This window comes from Lentzea xinjiangensis (genome assembly GCF_900110955.1).
GTDB lineage: Bacteria > Actinomycetota > Actinomycetes > Mycobacteriales > Pseudonocardiaceae > Lentzea > Lentzea xinjiangensis.
The window spans coordinates 326,900-345,135 of sequence record NZ_FOFR01000001.1 but is presented as its reverse complement, the minus strand read 5'-3'; the positions used below and the strand labels follow the sequence as shown (position 1 = coordinate 345,135).

Here is an 18,236-nt window from a genome sequence, read left to right as displayed (position 1 = left end):
ACGCGTCTTGTAGCGCATGACGCGTGTGTGGCAAGGGCTTACCGTGCTGCTCAGTCTGGCTGTGGGGCTCGTCGTCGGTGTGTTGCTCATGTGGCTGGCTGTGCCGGCGCTCAAGTACGAGGTCGTCGAGCAGGCCAACCTCCTGACGCGTGTGCTGGGGTACGGCTTTCTGCTCGTGCCCGTCGCTCTTGCCACGGTGCTGACGAGCCCGATGCCGGTGTTGCACACCGTCAGCGTCGTGGTGGGCGCTACGACCGTTCTTACGTTGACCGCGGGCGAGCACCTCGGTACTCCGATGCCCTACGTGTGGCTCGCGGCGGCGACCCTGTTCGGGTGCGCCGCCGCGAGGATCATCAGGAACGAACGGGCCGTTACGCCTTGACGGGCTCCGCCTTCTCGTCCGGCGTGTCGGACTGCAGGGAGTCGAGGAGCCTGTCGCGTTCGGCGCTCGGCTCCTTCTTCATGAAGCCGATCACCAGGTAGAGGACCAGGGACAGCAGCAGCGGCCACGACACGAGCACGCCCTTGGTGACCCAGGCCGCCTTGTTCATCTGCTCGATGTAGAGGAACGCCCACATGCCGAGGCCACCGATCACGGACGCCATCGCCGCGGTCGAGCCGACCTTGCGGAACCACGGCAGCAGGCCGAGCATCAGCGGGATCGCGATCGGGCCCATCGTGGCGGCGACCAGGTCGACCACCACCTTGAGCACGAAGCCCTGGCCGCCGGAGGCGATGGCGATGATCATGCTGACGCCGATGAACGTGAACGTCGTGATGCGGGCCAGCAGGAGCTGGTTGTCCGCCGAGAACGACTTCACCTTCTTCCAGATGTGGGGCAGCATGTCGCGGTTGATGACGGCGGCGATCACGTTGGCGTCCGACGACACCATGGCCATCGTGTGCGAGAAGAAGCCCGCCAGCACCAGGCCGATCATGCCCGCGGGCAGCATCTCCTTGCCCATCTCGATGTAGGCGTTCTCCGCCTGCGCGCCCTCCAGGCCGGGGACGATCAGCGGCGCGGCCCACATCGGGAAGAACAGCACGAGCGGCCACACGAGCCACAGCGCGGACGACAGCAGCGCGGACCGCTTCGCCGCGAAGCCGGACGGCGCGGCCATGTAGCGCTGCGCCAGGTTCCACATGCCGCCGTTGTACTCGAGCGTCTTGATCAGGAAGAGCGCCATCAGGAACGTCGAGGTGTACGGGCCGGCGAGCGGGTCGCTGTGGGTCTCCGGCAGCTTGTCCCAGATCGTCGCCGGGAAGCCCCAGCCGAGGCGGCCCGCGACGGCGAAGAACATCGCGAAGCCCGCGGCGGCCTGGATGACGAACTGGCCGAAGTCGGTGAGCGCGTCGGCCCAGAGGCCGCCGAGCACGGAGTAGACCATCGTGACCAGGCCGATGATGACGATGCCCCAGGTGATCGGGACGCCCGCGAAGCCGCGCAGCAGGATCGCGACGGCCGCCCACTTGGCGGCGATGTCGACGACCTTGAGCAGCGCTCCCGCGTAGGCCATCACCTGCTGGGTGGGCAGGTTGTAGCGCTTGGCCAGGTACTCGAGCGGGGACTTGACGTCGTGCTTCGAGCGCAGCCGGTTCCACCGCGGCGCGAAGAGGAACGCGCCGATGCCGACGCCGACGCCGATGGTCAGCGACCACCAGACGTAGACGGTGAGACCGAGCCGGTAGGCCTCGGAGGCGAACGCGACGAACATGACGGCGCTGTAACCGGACATGTGGTGGGAGATGCCGGACAGCCACCAGGGCATCTTGCCGCCCGCGGTGAAGAAGTCGGCGATGTTGTGGACGCGCCCGCGTGACCAAAGCCCGATCGCGACCATCACGAAGAAGTAGCCGACCACGACCAACCAGTCGAGGGTGCCCATGTGACCTCCTGCGGCGTGTGCACACACGTGTGCCCGCGAGTCGCACCAGGTCTCGGGCGGCGGAACCTGGCACATCCGCACGGGATATGTGACGTACGTCTTACGAGACTGTTGCGGTGGGGCGGAAGACCTACGCCAGTCTTGAATCACATTCGTGACCCTTGTTCATAGACGTGAAAGGCCAAGAGTGCGCCGCACGCCGAAGGGGAGTACGCGACTCGACTGGATGCACCAACGGGGGCACGAATGCCGCCTGAATCCGCTGCGCCTGGGCAAGAACGCCCATGCGCCATCACCGGTCCGATGCCGGGGAGCCGCGAACGCGGCGCCGAAAGACATGGCGGTCGAGCGCCCGACACGGGTGTGACCGGGTCTCATGCCCGATTCAGGCGGCGTGGAGGACTGTCTGGTTCGCCACCAGTGGGTGGTCGCTCTTGCCGGGGTTACTGTCGAGTAATACCCTGTTGTTACCGGTCAGTAGGCGACCCCGCCGCGACCCTGAGGAGTGAGCTGACGAGATGGGCCACTACAAGAGCAACGTCCGGGATCTCGAGTTCAACCTGTTCGAGGTCTTCAACGTGCAGGACCACCTCGGCAAGGGGCCGTTCGAGCAGTCCGACGAGGACACCGCGCGCGGCGTTCTGGCCGAGATGAAGACCCTCGCGGAGGGGCCGCTCGCGGACTCGTTCGCCGACGCCGACCGCAACCCGCCCCAGTTCGACCCGGCGACCCACTCGGCCACGCTGCCGGAGTCGCTGAAGAAGTCGTACAAGGCCGTGTGGGACGGCGAGTGGTACCGCATGTTCCTGCCGGAGGAGCTGGGCGGCTTCGGCACGCCGCCGTCGGTCGCCTGGGCCGCGTCCGAGCTGATCCTCGGCGCCAACCCGCCGATCTACATGTACCTCGCGGGCCCGAGCTTCGCGACGGTCGTCTACAACAACGGCACCGAGCGCGACAAGCACTGGGCGCAGATCATGATCGACCGCGGCTGGGGCGCCACGATGGTGCTCACCGAGCCGGACGCCGGTTCCGACGTCGGCGCCGGTCGCACCAAGGCGATCAAGCAGGACGACGGTTCCTGGCACATCGAGGGCGTGAAGCGCTTCATCACGTCCGCCGACCAGGACCTGACCGAGAACATCATGCACATGGTGCTGGCGCGGCCCGAGGGCGACGGCATCGAGGCGAAGCCGGGCACCAAGGGCCTGTCGCTGTTCCTCGTGCCGAAGTTCCACTTCGACCCGCAGACCGGTGAGCTGGGCGAGCGCAACGGCGCCTTCGTCACCAACGTCGAGCACAAGATGGGCATCAAGGCGTCCACCACGTGCGAGCTGACGTTCGGCCAGCACGGCGTCCCCGCCCAGGGCTGGCTGCTGGGCGAGGTGCACGACGGCATCGCGCAGATGTTCGACGTCATCGAGTACGCCCGCATGATGGTCGGCACCAAGGCCATCGCGACGCTGTCGACCGGCTACCTGAACGCGCTGTCCTACGCCAAGGAGCGCGTCCAGTCCGCCGACCTCACGCGCATGACGGACAAGACGGCCCCGCGCGTCACCATCACCAACCACCCGGACGTGCGCCGCAGCCTGATGCTGCAGAAGGCGTACGCCGAGGGCCTGCGCGCCGTGTACCTGTACACGGCGACGTTCCAGGACAAGGTGATGCTCGGCGGCGAGGACGCGGAGCTCGCGGCGAAGGTCAACGACCTGCTGCTGCCGATCGTCAAGGGCGTCGGCTCGGAGCGCGCGTACGAGCAGCTCGCGCAGTCGCTGCAGACGCTGGGCGGCTCGGGCTTCCTGCAGGAGTACCCGATCGAGCAGTACATCCGCGACTCGAAGATCGACTCGCTGTACGAGGGCACCACGGCCATCCAGTCGCTGGACTTCTTCTTCCGCAAGATCATCCGCGACAAGGGCCAGGCGCTCGCGTTCATCAACGGCGAGATCCAGTCGTTCCTCGACAACGAGGGCGGCAACGGTCGCCTGAAGGAGGAGCGCGCGCTGCTCAAGCAGGGTCTCGAGGACCTGCAGGGCATGCTCGGCTCGCTGGTCGGCTTCCTGACCTCCTCCCAGGAGGACGTCCGCAACCTCTACAAGGTGGGGCAGAACTCGGTCCGCCTGCTGATGACCGCGGGTGACGTGCTCGTGGGCTGGCTGCTGCTGCGCCAGGCCGAGGTCGCGCTGCAGAAGCTCGGCGGCACGGTGTCGGCCAAGGACAAGGCGTTCTACGAGGGCAAGGTCGCCGTGGCGTCGTTCTTCGCGAAGAACGTGCTGCCGGAGCTCACCGCCCGTCGCAAGATCGCGGAGTCCACGGACAACTCGCTGATGGACATCGACGAGAGCGTTTTCTGAGCGCTCTGAGGACGACGGGCCCCGCACCTCCTGCCCGAGGTGCGGGGCCCGTTCCCGTTCCCCTACCAGGCGAACGCGACCGGCCCGATGACCGCGCCGACGTTGAGCGCCGCGGTGGCGTAGGACCCCGCCATCGTGGGCGCCCCTGCCGCGTGGTGCAGCACCCGCGCGATCAGCGTGCCACCCACCGCGAACGAGAGCACGCCGAGGACGAAGACCAGCGGCGGCAGCAGGACCGGCTCGCGACCGAGCACGTCCAGGCTCCACCAGCCGACGAGCACCAGCGGTCCGCCGACGGCGATCACAGGACGTGGCGCGGTGTCGGCCAGCCGGCCGCCAATCGCGACCCCGGCGGAGGAACCGGCTCCGAACAGCACCAGGGTGGCCGGCACCCACCACTCGCCCATCCCGGCGACGTCGGTGACGACCGGCGCGAGGAACGTGAAGTGGCCGAAGGTCACCGCGTTCACCACCACGGCGAGCGCCACGACCAGCAGCAGCCGCGGCTTGCCCAGCTCGGCGAGCTCCGGCCGCAGCGGGGCGGTGGGCCGATCCTCCCGCGCGGAGATCCCCGCCAGCACGCCGATCGCCGCCGGGACGCACAGCACGGCGACGGCCAGGAACGTGGTGCGCCAGCCGAACGCGGTGCCGAGCAGCGCGCCTCCCGGCACACCGGCGATCATGGCCACCGTCGTGCCGGACAGCAGCACGCCCAGCGCCCGGCCGCGCCGTTGCGGTGGCACCAGTGCGGAGGCCGTTGTCAGTGCCACGGCGAGAAATCCGGCGTTCGCCAGCGCGGCGACCACCCTGGCCGCCAGCAGCACGGTGAAGCCGGTGGTGAAGGCGCTGACCACGTGCGCGGTCAGGAAGAGGACGACGAGACCGCACAGGCTGACCCGCGGCGGCCAGGTGCGGGCGAGCGCCGCCAGCAACGGCGCGCCGACGGCCATCCCCGCGGCGAACGCGGAGGTGAGCAGGCCCGCGGTGCCCACGGGGACACCGAGATCGGCCGCGATGCCGGGCAGCAGGCCGGCCAGCATGAACTCGGAGGTGCCCATGGCGAACACGGCCAGGGCGAGCAGGTACAGCGCAAGAGGCACGGACGACTCCGGAGGCGAAGAGGTGTCGGGGCTGACGGTTGGACCGCAGCCCCGAACCTGTTCGCTTCCGGACTCACCACGGACGGCACGCTAGCGCGGTGATCCGGCGCGGCGCACGTCCGTTTTCACTCCTTGAGCGCGCGTGCCGCCACGAAGCAGTAGACGCCGAAGGCCGCGATGCCGATCGCCACGGCGGCGAGCAGGAACATGCCGTAGGGCTGCGCTGCCAGCGTGTGCAGCGCCTTGTCCATGCCGCCGGCCTGCTGCGGGTCGGCGTTGACCGCGGCCAGCCCGATGAGGAGACCGATCACGCCGTACGCGACGCCCTTGCCGATCCAGCCGATGCGGCCGACCGGTTCGATCCACGAGGGCGCGCGGCCCATGTCGAGGTCCTTCTCGAAGGACTTCTTGAAACCCTTGTAGGCGATCACGCCCGCGGTGACGAGCACGCCGATCGCGACGGCCCCGACGATCCACTGGCCCGCGGGCCACGCGAGCACCTGCGCGGTCAGCTCCTGCTGCTGGGCGGTCTGGTTGCCCGCGCTTCCGCTGGTGGCGTACTTGAACGCACCGAACGCGATACCGCCGGCGGTGATCGCACGGGCGGCGGAACCGATGCGCTTCGAGATCCGCTTGCGCTGCTTGCCGATGTAGGTGTACCCGACGAAGGCGAGGATCATCTGCCAGATCGCGAAGAAGACCAGGCCGATGCCGACCGCCCACAGCAGCCAGGCGCCGTTCTGCGCGAGCTCGCTCAGCGCGCCCTTCGAGTCCGTCTGCTCGGCGTCACCGCCGAACGCGACCTGGAGCGCCAGCCACGCGATGAGCACGTGGACCGCTCCGTACACAACCATCCCCACCCGCCCCAGCGTCTGGACGACGGGATGTCTTCGCGCCTCATGCGCAACAGTGGCCACGAACGGGTGATTACCCGTTCGTGGCCACCGCGAATCCGCAAAGGCGCTCAGCCGCCGGGTGGTGGCGGCTCACAGATGATCTTGTGCGACGGGTCGTAGCGGACCGTGCGCGACTCGGTGCGGACCTGGCCGGTGCGGCGGTCCTTGATGGTGCGGGTGTCGGTCACCGAGAAGCCCTGCGCGCCGTTGCTGGGCGAGCACGGGGTCTTGTTGACCTTGCGCTCCTCCGGCTGGGTGTGGTTGAACTCCGCGCTGGTCGAGCCGGTGACGTCGTAGTTCTTGGTGCCCCAGAGCACGATCTTGATCGAGGACGGGGTCCAGATCGTCTGGATCGCGACGCCGGTGTCGTCGGGGTTGGTGAAGGCGATGTCGATGAGGCTGTTGCCCGCGCCGTCCATGAACACCGTCGCCTCCCGGCCCTTGGGGTACCGGGTGATCCAGTAGCTGTGCTCCTTGTGCCCCGCGTCCTTCATGCCGGCGAGGTAGTACGCGTTGTACAGCGTCGTGGCGAACTGCGAGATGCCACCGCCGACCGCGCGGCCGGGGATGCCGTTCTCGATGATGCCCGCCTCGACGTAGCCCTGGGCGGTGCCGCGCGGCCCGGTGTGCTTGTTGAGGCTGAACGTCTCCTTGGGCTTCACGATCGCGCCGTTGACCTTCTGCGCGACGACCCTGATGTTGACGCCGGACTCGGCGGCGAAGCCACCGGTGGTGAACTCGCCGATGACCTCCTTGATGCCCATCTTGTTCGCCTGCTCGGTGGTGACCTTCGCGGGCGTGTGCTTGTACTCGAACTTGACCTCGCGCGCGTCGGTCTTCTTCAGCGCGTCGAAGTAGGGCTGGAGGTTCTTGTCCCAGTCGAGGTCGAGGCCGTCCACCGACTCCTTGACGGTCGGCTTGCCGCCCTCGAAGACGATCTGGGCGTCCTTGCCCTCCTTGACGGTGTCCTTGAGCTGCGGCAGGGCCGCCTCGACGAGCTTGTCCTTGTTCGGCCCGACGTTCAGCGCGCCGCCGTCGCCGGGCGCGAAGGCCAGCGTGGCCCCGATCTGCTCCGGCGTGAGCGTCGCGTCCTTGCCCTCGCCCTTGATCTTGACCGGCCCGGACACGGCCGTCTTGACGATCTCGTTGAGCGCCTTCTCGACGCCCTCCTTGGTGGTCTTCACCGGGGTGAAGTCCATCGGGACCTCGACGGGCGCGCCGGAGGCCCAGTTCGCGACGACCGCACTCGCGGCCTGGTCGACCTTGAGCTTCTGGCCGTTGTGCGGGTCGACGGCGACGGGGGTGGCGCCCTCGAACCTGATGGTGCCCTCGACGGGCTCGTGGTCGAGCTTGGGACGCAGCGCCTCCAGCGCGCCCGAGACCTTCGTGGCGTCGGCCTTCGTCGCGACACCGACCTCGCGGCTCGTGAAGAACGAGGTGACGCGCGTGACCGGGCTGAGCGGCTGGCTGCCGGCACGGTCGATCGTGCCGTTCCAGTCGAGCTCCAGGCCGGCGGACTTCGGGTCGAGCTCCGAGGTGACGTCACCCGCCTTGAGCGCGACGGGCTTGCTGAGCCGCGGGCCGATCTCGTCGCGCAGCTTCTTCTCGGCGTCGGCGTGGCTCATGCCCCCGACGTCGACGCCGGCCACGGTCACGCCACGCGGCACGTTGCCGCTGGAGACGAGCATGTCGAGGCCGTAGAGCAGGCCGAACGCGCCGACCACGGCCGCGGCCACGACCAGCGCCTTCTTCCTGCTGTTCTTCGGCCGATCCTCGTCCTCGCCCGGTTCGACCATCACGGGGCCGTAGACGCCCGAGTCCTCCGGCCGCGGCTGCGGTGACACCGGCCGCATGTACTCGGTGGCGTCCTCGCTCGCGGGGAAACCGACGCCGGGCACGGCCGCGGTGACGGTCGGCTCGTTGTCCGGCTCCTCAGACGGCCAAGCCGCGGTCGAGGCGTCCGCCTGCACCGGGTTGATCTTGGCGGTTTTCTCGGAGGAGGTGCCACCGGGACCCACCGGAGGCATCGCTCTCGTCTTGTCAGCGTCGTACGGCACAGCTCTCCCCGTTGCCCTGTCTCTCCTGAGGCGGCATATCCCCGTGGCTACCAGGCGCAGATCACGAACCGGCGGCTCATAGGTACAGACCAGTACCGTGCTCGGTGAGCTCCGTCGCAACGGCGTGCAGATCGCGCTCCCTCATCACGAGGTACGTGGTGCCGTGCACCTCGACCTCGAGCTGGTCCTCCGGGTTGAACAACACCCGGTCGCCCACCTTGACCTGCCGCACGCCGGTACCGACTCCGAACACCTCACCCCACGCCAACCGCTTCGCCATCTGGGCCGTCGCGGGGATCACGATGCCTCCGCTGGAACGCCGCTCGCCGTCCTCCGGCGAAATGCGCACCATCACACGGTCGTACAGCATCTGGATCTCGAGCTTGACATCAGGCACCCGCAGAGTCTACGTGGCCTCCTGACCTGCTTCGTCCATGCCGCCCATGAGCAAGGGCAGCCTGGTAGGTGCATCGTCAAGCACTCGAACGGGTACTCCCCAATCCTGCCTGGTCAGGCGGCACACGGGGTGTTCCTCCGCCGGGTCGTCGCTGCAACTCGCGGCCTGCGCGACGACGTGCAGGACGCCGTTCGTGACCTGATCGTTGATCCGCAACACCCGTACCAGATCCGTGCCGACGCCCGCGCCTTCCAGGATCAGCTCCGGGGGCGAGCTGGTGATCTGCAGGCGGGTCGACGGCCCGTACCTCTCGTCCAGCTTCGTCCCGGGCGGCGGGGTGAAGACGACGGCGAGCTCGAACTCGCCGGCCGCGATGTCGGTGGAGGGCCGCTTGACCTCGTGCGCCTCGCCGTCGATCTTCGTGGCGGCCGCCGAGAACCGCTCGAGGCGGTGGGCGGCGCTCGCGACGACGAGCAGCTCACCGTCCACCAGCAGCGCGTCGGACGGCTCCGCGATGTCCGTGGCGATCGTGGACAGCGTCCTCGTCGCGGGGTCGTAGCGCCGGACCGCGTTGTTGTAGGTGTCCGAGATGGCGACGGAGTGGTCCGGCAGGACCGTGACGCCGAGCGGGTGCTGAAGGAGCGCCTCGTCCGCGTCGCCGTCCCGGTGGCCGAACGCGAACAGCCCCTTGCCGACGACGGTGTGGACCTCGCCGTCCTCCAGGTAGCGCAGCGCGCTCGTCTCGGAGTCGACCATCCACAGCCTGGCGCCGTCGGCGGCCAGCCCGGACGTCTGCGCGAAGAAGGCGCCCTCGGCGGGACCGTCGTTGATGCCCTCGACCGTGGTGCCGGCGAGCCTGCTGACGGTGCCGGCCTCGGGGTCGAAGAAGCCCAGCGTGTGGTTGCCGGCCATGGCGATGGCCACACCGCCGTTCCACCAGGCGACGTCCCACGGGCTGGTCAGGTCGATCTTGTCGGCGGGCCCGTCGGTCTCGCCGTCGCGCCACTGCTCACCGGTGCCGGCCAGCGTCGTGACCTCGCCGGTCTCCAGGTGGATGCCGCGCAGGAGGTGGTTGACCGTGTCCGCGACGACCACGTCGTAGCCGTGGGTGTTCGGGACCAGGGTGAGGCCGGCGGGCTCGGAGAAGGTGGGCCTGGCCCCGTCGGCCCTGCCGCGTTCGCCGGTGCCGATGCGGCGGATGACGGTCTCGCCGTCGGCCTCCAGCTCGACGACGCTGTGGTGGGCGGAGTCGCTGACCAGGATCGTGCCGCTCGGCGTGACGATCGCCTTGGCGGGGAACCGCAGCGTGGTGTTCTCCGGCTCGGGCGCGACGTACGGGCCGGTGCCGCGGTGCAGCGTGCCCTTCTCGTCGTGCTCCTCGACGAGCTCCCCGACGATCGTCCTGAGCGCCTCGACGTGCCCCTCACCCGCGGCCACGTGCACGACGTAGCCCTCGGGGTCGACCAGCACGAGGGTCGGCCACGCCTTCACGGCGTAGTTCTGCCACGTCGTGAGCTCGGGGTCGTCGAGGACGGGGTGGTGCACCTCGTAGCGCTCGACGGCCGCCCTGAGCGCATCGGGGTCGGCCTCGTGCACGAACTTGGGCGAGTGCACCCCGATCGTGACCAGGACGTCCGCGAACTCCTCCTCGAGCGGGCGCAGCTCGTCGAGGACGTGCAGGCAGTTGATGCAGCAGAACGTCCAGAAGTCGAGCAGCACGATCTTGCCGCGCAGGTCCTTGAGACCGACGGTGGCGTCACCCGTGTTCAGCCAGCCGCGTCCTACCAGCTCAGGGGCACGAACACGGGCACGGCGCTTAGCAGTCGTCACGACGGTATCCAACACTGTGGGACGGTTGTCCTGTTCCGGCGTCCATCATGTGGACGGCAGCTTCAGCCCCGGTTCCTCGCCGTCGTCGAACACCCTCGAACCGCACCCGCGACCACGGTCAGCGAGACCTCGACGATGTCGAGCCGGGACGCCGCGGCGGTGGGAAATCCCAGTGCCGCCCAGAGCGAAGAGGCCGCCAGGACGAAAACCGCCAGCCCGGTCAGAACGACGACGCCGATGTGCCTCCTGATCGACCGGAGCAGGCCGGAATCCACATCGTGGACGGTATCCGCCGGGCTGAACCTTTGTGCCAGGTTTGGCGTAGAGGACGCAGGGAGGTGCGCGGTGGTGGAGTACCTGGTGATCGGTGCGGGCCCGGCGGGTTTGCAGATGGGGCGCTTCCTGCACCGCGCGGGCCGTGAGTACGTGGTCGTCGAGAGGGGGCCGGGGCCGGCGGGCTTCTTCCGGGAGTTCCCGCGGCACCGGGTGCTCTCCACGGACGACAACCGGCTGTTCGAGGGCGAGCCGTTCTCCCGGTACAGCAAGAGGTCCTTCCCCGACGCGGACGACCTGGTGCGCTACCTGGAGGACTTCGCCCGGCCGTTGAACGTCCGCTACGACACCCCGGTCGGCGACATCTCCGACTTCCCGGCGCGGCACGTCATCATCGCGACCGGCAAGAAGCCGCACGTCCCGAACATCCCGGGGATCGAGCACGCCGAGACGTACGCGAGCGCCACCACGGACCCGATCGCGTACGCGGGCAAGCGGGTGCTGATCATCGGGCGCGGGCACAGCGCGTTCGAGACGGCGGACAACATCGCGGCGACGGCCAAGCTCACGCACACGGTCGGGCGGACGGTGCTGAGGATCGCCAGGCAGGGCGACGAGCTCGTCGCCACGATCGACGGCACCGGCGAGCTGCGGTACGACAAGGTCATCGTGTGCGCGGGGTTCCGGCGTGACACCGCGCTCGACGTGCCGCACGCGCACGTGCTCACCGGCGACTCGATCAGGGCCATCCGGCACTCCGCCAGGGCGTTGCACCGGACGCTGGAGGCCGAGCACCACGGGGTGCCGTGGCCGCACCGCAGGCTGCGCAACCGGCCGGACGCGCTGGCGGCCACGATCGCCGTGCGGGCCGGGAAGATCCCCGACGGACTGGCGGACGTCGTCGTGCCGCAAGGACAGCACGCGCTGCTCTACGACGAGATGCCCACGACCGAGCGCAACGGGTTCGTCGTCACGAGCACCCAGGTCCGGCACTACCGGCGCAACGAGCTGATCGCGGTCGAGCACCGGTTGCACCGCAAGCCGCTGGAGAAGTTCTTCTCCCAGCAGCTCGCGGTGCCGTGCATCGCCTAGACCGGGAGGGTGCGCGCGAGGAACGCCGCGGTGATGTCCCAGGCGCGCTTCGCGGCCTCCTCGTCGTACCAGGGGCCGAGGTGGTTGAGGAACGCGTGGCCGGCGGCCTCCAGGTGGATCTCGGCACCCTCGTGCGCGGCCACCGCGTCCACGACCCTCTGATAACCGGTGATGAACGCGTCCTCGGTGCCGAAGTGGAACAGGATCGGGCACGAGACCTGGTCCAGCTTGCCGATCTCGTCCGGCACGCCCGAGCCGTAGAACGAGACGGCGGTGTCCGGGTCGGCGACGACGGCCGCCGAGTACGCCAGCGTGCCGCCGAGGCAGAAGCCGAGCACGCCCACGCCGCCGGTAACCTCGGGCAGGCCGCGCAGGTAGGTGACCGACGCGACGACGTCCTGGACGGCCAGCGGGAAGTCGAGCCGCCCGACGACCTCCATCGACTTCGCGATGCCCGCCTCGTCGTGCTCACCCACCCAGCCCGGCTCGAAGCGGTGGAAGAGCTCGGGAACGGCCACGACGTAGCCGAGCGCGGCGAGCTTCTCCGCGATGCCCCGCAGGTAGCCGTCCAGGCCGAAGATCTCCTGGATCAGCACGATGCCGGGACCGGAACCGGACTCGGGCAGCCAAACCGGCAACGGCATGTCGTCAACGCGATGAGTCATGACCGAGATCCTGCCCGAGAACCGGGCCTCAGCGGCCCACGACTTCCGCGGACGTCCCGAGGCGGAGATGGCCGGGTTCGTCGCCGGGCTGGAGCGCGAGGCCGCACCGCCGGGCGGTCCCGCCTCCGCCCTGGCGGACCGGCCGGTGCTGTGCGACCTGCTCAGCGCGCAGGCCGCCACCGTGCTGGAGCGCAACATCTCGGCCGAGACGGCGATCAGGCACAAGCGCACCGCCGGGGGCCACCTGCGGTCGATGGTCCGGCTCACCTCCCGCCACGTGCCCGAGATCGGCGACGAAGGCGCCACGACGCTGCTGGAGACCGTGCTGCTGGTCGCCGTCGCGGCCTGGCCGCACAGCCGCCCGCCGCAGTCCCTCCTCGCCGCCTACGACGCCGACCCGGCCGTCGCCGCCACGCGCATCGACTTCGCCGACGTCGTGCGCCGCACCGCCGAGGTGACCGCGGCCGGCCTCCTCGCACGAGCGGAAACCGTTCGTGCGCAAGGAGGTCCTGCCTGATAATCGGCCGATGACCAGGTTGATCGCCACGGACCTCGACGGCACGTTGCTGCGGCCGGGCGGGGTGTTGAGCGAACGCACCCGCGCCACCCTCGACGCCGTCGACGCGGACGTCGTGGTGGTCACCGCGCGGCCGCCGCGGTTCGTGCAGGACCTGGAGCTGACCGGCACCGCGATCTGCTCCAACGGCGCCATGGTCTACGACCTCACCGCCCGCGAGGTCACGCACGCGCGGACGCTGCCGTTCGACGTCGTCCGGAAGGTGTGCGAGGCGCTGGCCGAGGTGATCCCGAACGTCGGCATGGCCGTCGAGACCGGGCTGGAAGTGTTGTCCGAGCCCGCTTTCCGGGGCTTCGGCCCGAACAACCCGCACCGGACGCTGGAGCTGCTCGACCACGTCTTCGACGAGGCGCACCAGGTCGTGCAGTTGCTCGCGTGGGCGCCGGACGCCGAAAGCGACCACCTGATGGAGATCGCGAGCGAGGCCGTCGGGCAGCACGTCACGGTCACGCACTCCGGCGGGCTCGGCCTGCTGGAGATCAGCCCGCCCGGCGTCTCGAAGGCCGCCACGCTGGAGACCCTCTGCCGCGCGAGGGGGATCGGCCAAGAGCAGGTGATCGCGTTCGGCGACATGCCGAACGACCTGTCGGTGCTCGGCTGGGCCGGCACCGCGTACGCGATGGGCAACGCGCACCCGCTCGTGAAGCAGGCGTGCGCGAACCACGCGCCGCCGAACACCGAGGACGGCGTGGCCCAGGTCCTGGAGCGCCTCTTCGGGCTGTGACCGGCGGCGTCAACGGCGGGGCACCGAGGTGGGTCCGGCCACCTCGGCGCCCAGTGCCCTCACCCGCTGCCGCAACGCGCGGTCGGCGGTCACCACCGTCACGTCCCGGCCGGCGCCCTCGGACCGCACGACCTCGACGATCGTGTCGTCGCCCTCTCCCTCGGCGGCGACGACCCGGACCCCCTCGACGCTGCACACGGTGCGCGCCTTGCCCTCCACGACGAGGACCACCTCCTCGTCCCGGCCGCGCAAGGCGTCGCGGAGGCGTTCGGCCGCGCCTGCCCGGTCGCGCCACCACCCGTCGGGCACCGACCCCACGACGTTGGCCGCGTCGACCACGAGCAACGGCTGCACGTCCCCAGCCTGCCTCAGCCCCGGCGCGCCCGCAGCGCGTCCAGGGAGTCGGGCCCCTCGTCGAGGGCGAGCGCCCCCACGGTCCCGGACACCCCGGCCCACCTCAGCACGGCCGCCGTCGCGGCGGCGCGTTCGGTCTCCGGCAGCTTCGCGATGTTCGCGCCGTGGTTGCCGTTCGGCACCACGAACGACAACGAGTCACGCGTGCCGGGACCCAGGCGGAACGGTTCCGCGGCCCACGGGTCGTTCTGGCCGTTCACGAACAACAGCCGGCTGCCCTGGTAGCGCACCCACGAGTCGATGTCCCGCATCGCATGGCGGTCGAAGCGCGGGAACTTGAGCTCGGACGACACCATCGACCGCGGCACGCTGACGCCGGGGTAGCGCAGCAGGTCACGCACCGCCGACTCGTCCGCTTCCGGCCAGCCGAGCTGCGTCCCCGCCTGGTAGTAGTACGGCACGTAGGGGGCCACGCCCGCGTCCGTGTAGAAGTCCCAGCCGACGGTCTGGTCCATGAACGTCCACAGGTCGTCCACCGGAGCACCCGCGCCGGGGACCAGCGCGCACTGCTCCTGGGTGCCGTACTGCCAGAACGTGAACGGTGTGTCGAGCACCAGGATCTCGAGCGCCCGGTGCGGGCCGCCGAACACCGAGTACGTGTAACCCTTGGCCTCCAGGCGGGACACGATCTCGTCGCGGTGCTGGAGCACCTGCCGCTGCACGCCCTCCAGCCGGCGGTTGCACGCCGGGTCGTCGCCGACCTCGCGGATGAACTCGCCGTAGACGTCGCGGTCGTTCACCACGTCGTTCGGCGCCACGTAGGCGATGGTGGCGTCGACGTCGCGCGGGAAGAATCGGCGGTGGTAGATCGACGTCATGCCGCCCTTGCTGGCCCCCGTCGAGAGCCACTTGGCGCCGTAGATCTTCTTGAACGCCCGCACGATCCGGTGGTGGTCGTTGGCCGCCTGCCAGATGGTCAGGTCGTCCCAGTCCGCGGGCGCCGGCCGCGAAGGCGTGAAGAACCGCTGCTCCACGCTGATCTGGTTGCCGTCGACGAGCCGCGCCGGTTCGGACGCGCTGATCGTGCCCGGCAGCCCGTAGCCGGTGGTGTGCAGCACCATCGGCTTGGACTCCGCCTTGTGCAGCAACGAGAACCGCTGCTCGAACCTCGTGCCGAACGGCCTGCGGTGGTCCGCGGGCTGCTGGATGCCGAGGACGAACGTCCGGGCGGTGCCGGACGTCCCCTCGCCGATGATCCGCACGCCTGGGACGGCGGCGATGCGGTCCTTGATGTCGGGTGCCGCGGATACCACCGTGGCCGTGGCCATGACCTGCGCCGATGCCAGGCCGAACGCCAGCAGGGAGCGTGCGAGTCTGTTCACCCCGTCACGCTATTGAGCCCGCACGCCCCGCCGGACCGGCCGATCGTCGGCTCATTGGTAGCTGGCGTAGTAGGACGCGGCCATGTCCTCGTCGCCGTGGCCCTTCGTGACCGCGCGGTTGAGCCGGGCGGCCGCGGCCTGGGCGACGTCGAGGTGGACGTTGGCGCGCACCGCCGCCTCGTTCACGAGCAACGCGTCCTTCAGCGCGTTCTGCACCGTGAACGCGGGCTCGAAGGACTTCGTCATGATCGCGTTGCCCTTCATCTGCAAGTACGCGCAGTCCATCGCACCGCCGGACACGGCTTCCAGGAACAGCTTCGGGTCGAGCCCGGACGACTCCGCCAGCGCCACGGCCTCGCCGACCGCCGCGGTCAGCGCGAGCACCCAGCTGTTGGCGACGAGCTTCAACCGCGACGACGCACCGGCCTCGCCCACCCACATCGTGCGGGCGCCGATCACGTCGAACACCGGCTGCACGCGGTCGCGCAGGTGCTCGTCGCCGGAGGCGAGCACGACGAGCGTGCCGTCGGTCGCGGGCTTCACGCTGCCGAGCACCGGCGCGTCGACGAACTCCAGGCCGAGCGAGCGGGCGAGCGCGACGTGGTCCTCGGTCGCCTCGACGCCGACCGTGGACGCCTGGACCCAGACCGCGTCGTGCGGCAGGGACGGCGCGGCGGCCTGCATCGCCGCGGTGACGGCGGGACCGTCGTTGAGCATCGTCAGCACGACCTCCACGCCCTCGACGGCCTGCGCGGGCGAGTCGGTGACGGTCGCGCCCCGGCCGGCGAGCGGCTCGGCCTTGGCGCGTGTGCGGTTCCAGACCCGGACGTCATGTCCGGCGGCGGCGAGGTTGGCTGCGATGGGGGCACCCATGAGGCCGGTGCCGAGCACGGCGATCTTCATGTCCCCAGCAAACAAGAAACCTCGCGGTGCTGCCAGGTCGGGGGTCCGACAGCACCGCGAGGTCAACCGTGACATCGGCGAACCGATGCGCGCTGTTACACCGCCACCTTACTGTGGCGTCGGTCACGTTTAAAAGAGTGAACCCCTGACGCGCGGGAGGTGCGTCAGGGGTTCCCGCCGGGGAGGCACTCGCGACGGGACGGCGTGCGAGTGCCGGGTCTCGAGTCAGCGCAGGGTGGTGACCTGAGCCTGGGCGATGGCCATCAGCTCGTGACGCATGGCCGGGGTGGTGGCCATGTCGATCGCGCGAGCCACGGCCTTCCGGTTGCGCGCCTCGGCACGACGGGCGCGGAGCTTCGCTGCGAAGTTCATCTCGGTCTGCACTTCCCTCTCGGAGGTCCTGTTCGCTGGTAACCCAAGTATGCACCCGCTCACGAGCGAAAGCACGTGATTATCCGGTGAGTTGGGGCACACGCCGATGAATCATCGGCCGACAACGTGAACGGCCGGACAACGCCGGGAGAGCGTGGTCAGTCCTCGCGACCGAGCAGGAACCGGCCGAAGTGCGGCACGGTGAAGGCGATCTGACCCCGTTCCGCGCTGTAGACCAGGCCTTTCTTGATGAGCGAGTCCCTGGCCGGCGACAGCGACGACGGCTTGCGGCCGAGGTGGTCGGCCACCTGGGCGGTGTTGACCCCGGCGTCCTTGCCGTCGGTCAGCTCGGCCATCGACCGCAGGTACTCGCGTTCGGCGGGCGTCGCACGCTCGTACCGGGAGCCGAAGAAGCCGACGGCCAGCTCGGCGTCGGCCTCCGGCGCCGCCACGGACACGTCCACCGCGCTGATCGGATCGACCGGCGCGGCGTCCCAGGCGGCCTTGCCGTAGGCCTGGATGAAGTACGGGTAACCACCGGAGGCGTCGAAGAGGGCGTCGAGCGCCTCCTCGGTGATGCCCGCCTCCTCCCGTTCGACCGGGGCGAGCACCGCGCGGTCGGCGTCCTCGCGGCTGAGCCGGTCGATGCGGACGTAGCGGAAGAGGCGCTCGGAGTACGACTTGCTCGCGCTGAGCACCGCCGGCAGGTGCGGCAGGCCCGCGCCGACGACCACGAGAGGCGCGCCGAGCTGCGACAGCTCGTGGCACGCCGCGCACAACGCGCTGATGTCGTCCGGCCGGAGGTCCTGCATCTCGTCGATGAGCAACGCGACCCCGGTGCCCACGTCCTGCGCGAGCTCGGCGACGTCGGTGAACAGCTCGACCAGGTCGATCTCGATGTCCCCGGAGTCGGCCCTGCCGCGGGCCGCCGGCACGTCGATGCCCGGCTGCCAGCGCTCGCGCAACTTGGCACCGTCCGGCGCCGCCCGGAGCGCGAACGCCTTCAGCACACCGAGGATCGCCTCGACCCGGTCCGGCGCGCGGTGCCGGACCGCGAGGTCGCGGATCGCCCGGTGCAACGCCGCGGAGAGCGGTCTGCGCAGGTCGGCGTCGGGTCGGGCCTCGACCTTGCCCGCGCCCCACCCGCGTCGGACCGCCATGGAGCGCAGCTCGCCGAGCAGCACCGTCTTCCCGACGCCCCGCAACCCCGTCAGCACGAGGCTGCGCTCGGGACGGCCGCGCGCTACGCGTTCGAGCACCACCTCGAAGGCGGAGAGCTCCTTGTCGCGGCCGGCGAGCTCAGGAGGCCGCTGGCCTGCACCGGGGGCGAACGGGTTGCGCACCGGGTCCATGACTCGCACCGTATCGGCGTTT

The 18,236-nt window shown here is 69.9% G+C and carries 17 protein-coding genes and 1 pseudogene; 5 read left to right on the top strand and 13 right to left on the bottom strand.

Annotated features, from left to right (window positions below; genetic code table 11):
• The first annotated feature begins 16 nt into the window (after positions 1–16).
• On the top strand, positions 17–382 hold the full coding sequence (locus BMW88_RS01710) for a hypothetical protein (RefSeq protein WP_143115941.1): 366 nt from the start codon (positions 17–19) through the stop codon (positions 380–382).
• On the opposite strand, the gene BMW88_RS01705 is transcribed toward BMW88_RS01710, so the two are convergent.
• The gene (locus tag BMW88_RS01705; RefSeq protein ID WP_089948513.1) at positions 372–1,886 is read right to left on the bottom strand and encodes a sodium:solute symporter family protein; all 1,515 of its coding nucleotides are present in this window, start codon (positions 1,884–1,886) and stop codon (positions 372–374) included. The two genes, BMW88_RS01710 and BMW88_RS01705, sit on opposite strands and share 11 nt — an antisense overlap.
• Positions 1,887–2,404: 518 nt before the next feature.
• Here BMW88_RS01705 and BMW88_RS01700 point away from each other — a divergent pair.
• Positions 2,405–4,240, top strand: coding sequence for an acyl-CoA dehydrogenase (locus BMW88_RS01700; protein ID WP_089948511.1), 1,836 nt, complete (start codon positions 2,405–2,407; stop codon positions 4,238–4,240).
• A 68-nt stretch (positions 4,241–4,308) separates the two neighbouring features.
• Here the strand turns inward: BMW88_RS01700 and BMW88_RS01695 are convergent.
• The 6 genes and pseudogenes from BMW88_RS01695 to BMW88_RS41580 form a co-directional block, all read right to left on the bottom strand.
• Positions 4,309–5,340, bottom strand: a pseudogene (locus BMW88_RS01695) (Cmx/CmrA family chloramphenicol efflux MFS transporter); the annotation flags it as partial.
• Between the two features lie 125 nt (positions 5,341–5,465).
• A complete protein-coding gene (locus BMW88_RS01690) occupies positions 5,466–6,194 on the bottom strand; it encodes a DUF1206 domain-containing protein (RefSeq protein WP_089948508.1) in 729 nt (242 codons plus the stop codon).
• 110 nt (positions 6,195–6,304) lie between these two features.
• Positions 6,305–8,089 carry a VanW family protein gene (locus tag BMW88_RS01685; RefSeq protein WP_425434605.1) on the bottom strand — a complete coding sequence of 595 codons (1,785 nt, stop codon included), beginning with the start codon at positions 8,087–8,089 and terminating at the stop codon, positions 6,305–6,307.
• A 280-nt stretch (positions 8,090–8,369) separates the two neighbouring features.
• Positions 8,370–8,690, bottom strand: coding sequence for a GroES family chaperonin (locus tag BMW88_RS01680; protein WP_177220877.1), 321 nt, complete (start codon positions 8,688–8,690; stop codon positions 8,370–8,372).
• Positions 8,691–8,699: 9 nt separating this feature from the next.
• Positions 8,700–10,520 (bottom strand): NHL domain-containing thioredoxin family protein, encoded by a 1,821-nt coding sequence (locus tag BMW88_RS01675; protein ID WP_245777510.1) that lies wholly within the window; start codon positions 10,518–10,520, stop codon positions 8,700–8,702.
• Positions 10,521–10,582: 62 nt separating this feature from the next.
• The gene (locus tag BMW88_RS41580) at positions 10,583–10,795 is read right to left on the bottom strand and encodes a hypothetical protein (protein WP_177220875.1); all 213 of its coding nucleotides are present in this window, start codon (positions 10,793–10,795) and stop codon (positions 10,583–10,585) included.
• A 73-nt stretch (positions 10,796–10,868) separates the two neighbouring features.
• On the opposite strand from BMW88_RS41580, the gene BMW88_RS01670 reads away from it, so the two are divergent.
• Positions 10,869–11,885: an NAD(P)-binding domain-containing protein gene (locus tag BMW88_RS01670; protein WP_177220874.1), complete on the top strand. Its 1,017-nt coding sequence runs from the start codon at positions 10,869–10,871 to the stop codon at positions 11,883–11,885.
• Here the strand turns inward: BMW88_RS01670 and BMW88_RS01665 are convergent.
• A complete protein-coding gene (locus BMW88_RS01665; RefSeq protein WP_089948503.1) occupies positions 11,882–12,550 on the bottom strand; it encodes a dienelactone hydrolase family protein in 669 nt (222 codons plus the stop codon). The genes BMW88_RS01670 and BMW88_RS01665 overlap by 4 nt on opposite strands.
• On the opposite strand from BMW88_RS01665, the gene BMW88_RS01660 reads away from it, so the two are divergent.
• A complete protein-coding gene (locus tag BMW88_RS01660; protein ID WP_089948501.1) occupies positions 12,549–13,067 on the top strand; it encodes a hypothetical protein in 519 nt (172 codons plus the stop codon). The genes BMW88_RS01665 and BMW88_RS01660 overlap by 2 nt on opposite strands.
• A gap of 10 nt (positions 13,068–13,077) precedes the next feature.
• Positions 13,078–13,851 carry an HAD family hydrolase gene (locus tag BMW88_RS01655; protein ID WP_177220872.1) on the top strand — a complete coding sequence of 258 codons (774 nt, stop codon included), beginning with the start codon at positions 13,078–13,080 and terminating at the stop codon, positions 13,849–13,851.
• Between the two features lie 9 nt (positions 13,852–13,860).
• On the opposite strand, the gene BMW88_RS01650 is transcribed toward BMW88_RS01655, so the two are convergent.
• The 5 genes from BMW88_RS01650 to BMW88_RS01635 all read right to left on the bottom strand — a co-directional run bounded on the left by BMW88_RS01650 (position 13,861) and on the right by BMW88_RS01635 (position 18,214).
• A complete protein-coding gene (locus tag BMW88_RS01650; RefSeq protein WP_089948500.1) occupies positions 13,861–14,205 on the bottom strand; it encodes an NYN domain-containing protein in 345 nt (114 codons plus the stop codon).
• A 14-nt stretch (positions 14,206–14,219) separates the two neighbouring features.
• Positions 14,220–15,587: a S28 family serine protease gene (locus tag BMW88_RS01645; RefSeq protein WP_089948498.1), complete on the bottom strand. Its 1,368-nt coding sequence runs from the start codon at positions 15,585–15,587 to the stop codon at positions 14,220–14,222.
• Positions 15,588–15,638: 51 nt separating this feature from the next.
• Positions 15,639–16,490, bottom strand: a complete 852-nt coding sequence (locus BMW88_RS01640; protein ID WP_089948497.1) for an NAD(P)-dependent oxidoreductase — start codon at positions 16,488–16,490, stop codon at positions 15,639–15,641.
• Between the two features lie 225 nt (positions 16,491–16,715).
• The gene (locus tag BMW88_RS41575; protein ID WP_167969512.1) at positions 16,716–16,862 is read right to left on the bottom strand and encodes a hypothetical protein; all 147 of its coding nucleotides are present in this window, start codon (positions 16,860–16,862) and stop codon (positions 16,716–16,718) included.
• 158 nt (positions 16,863–17,020) lie between these two features.
• Positions 17,021–18,214, bottom strand: coding sequence for an ATP-binding protein (locus tag BMW88_RS01635; protein ID WP_089948495.1), 1,194 nt, complete (start codon positions 18,212–18,214; stop codon positions 17,021–17,023).
• Positions 18,215–18,236: the final 22 nt, after the last annotated feature.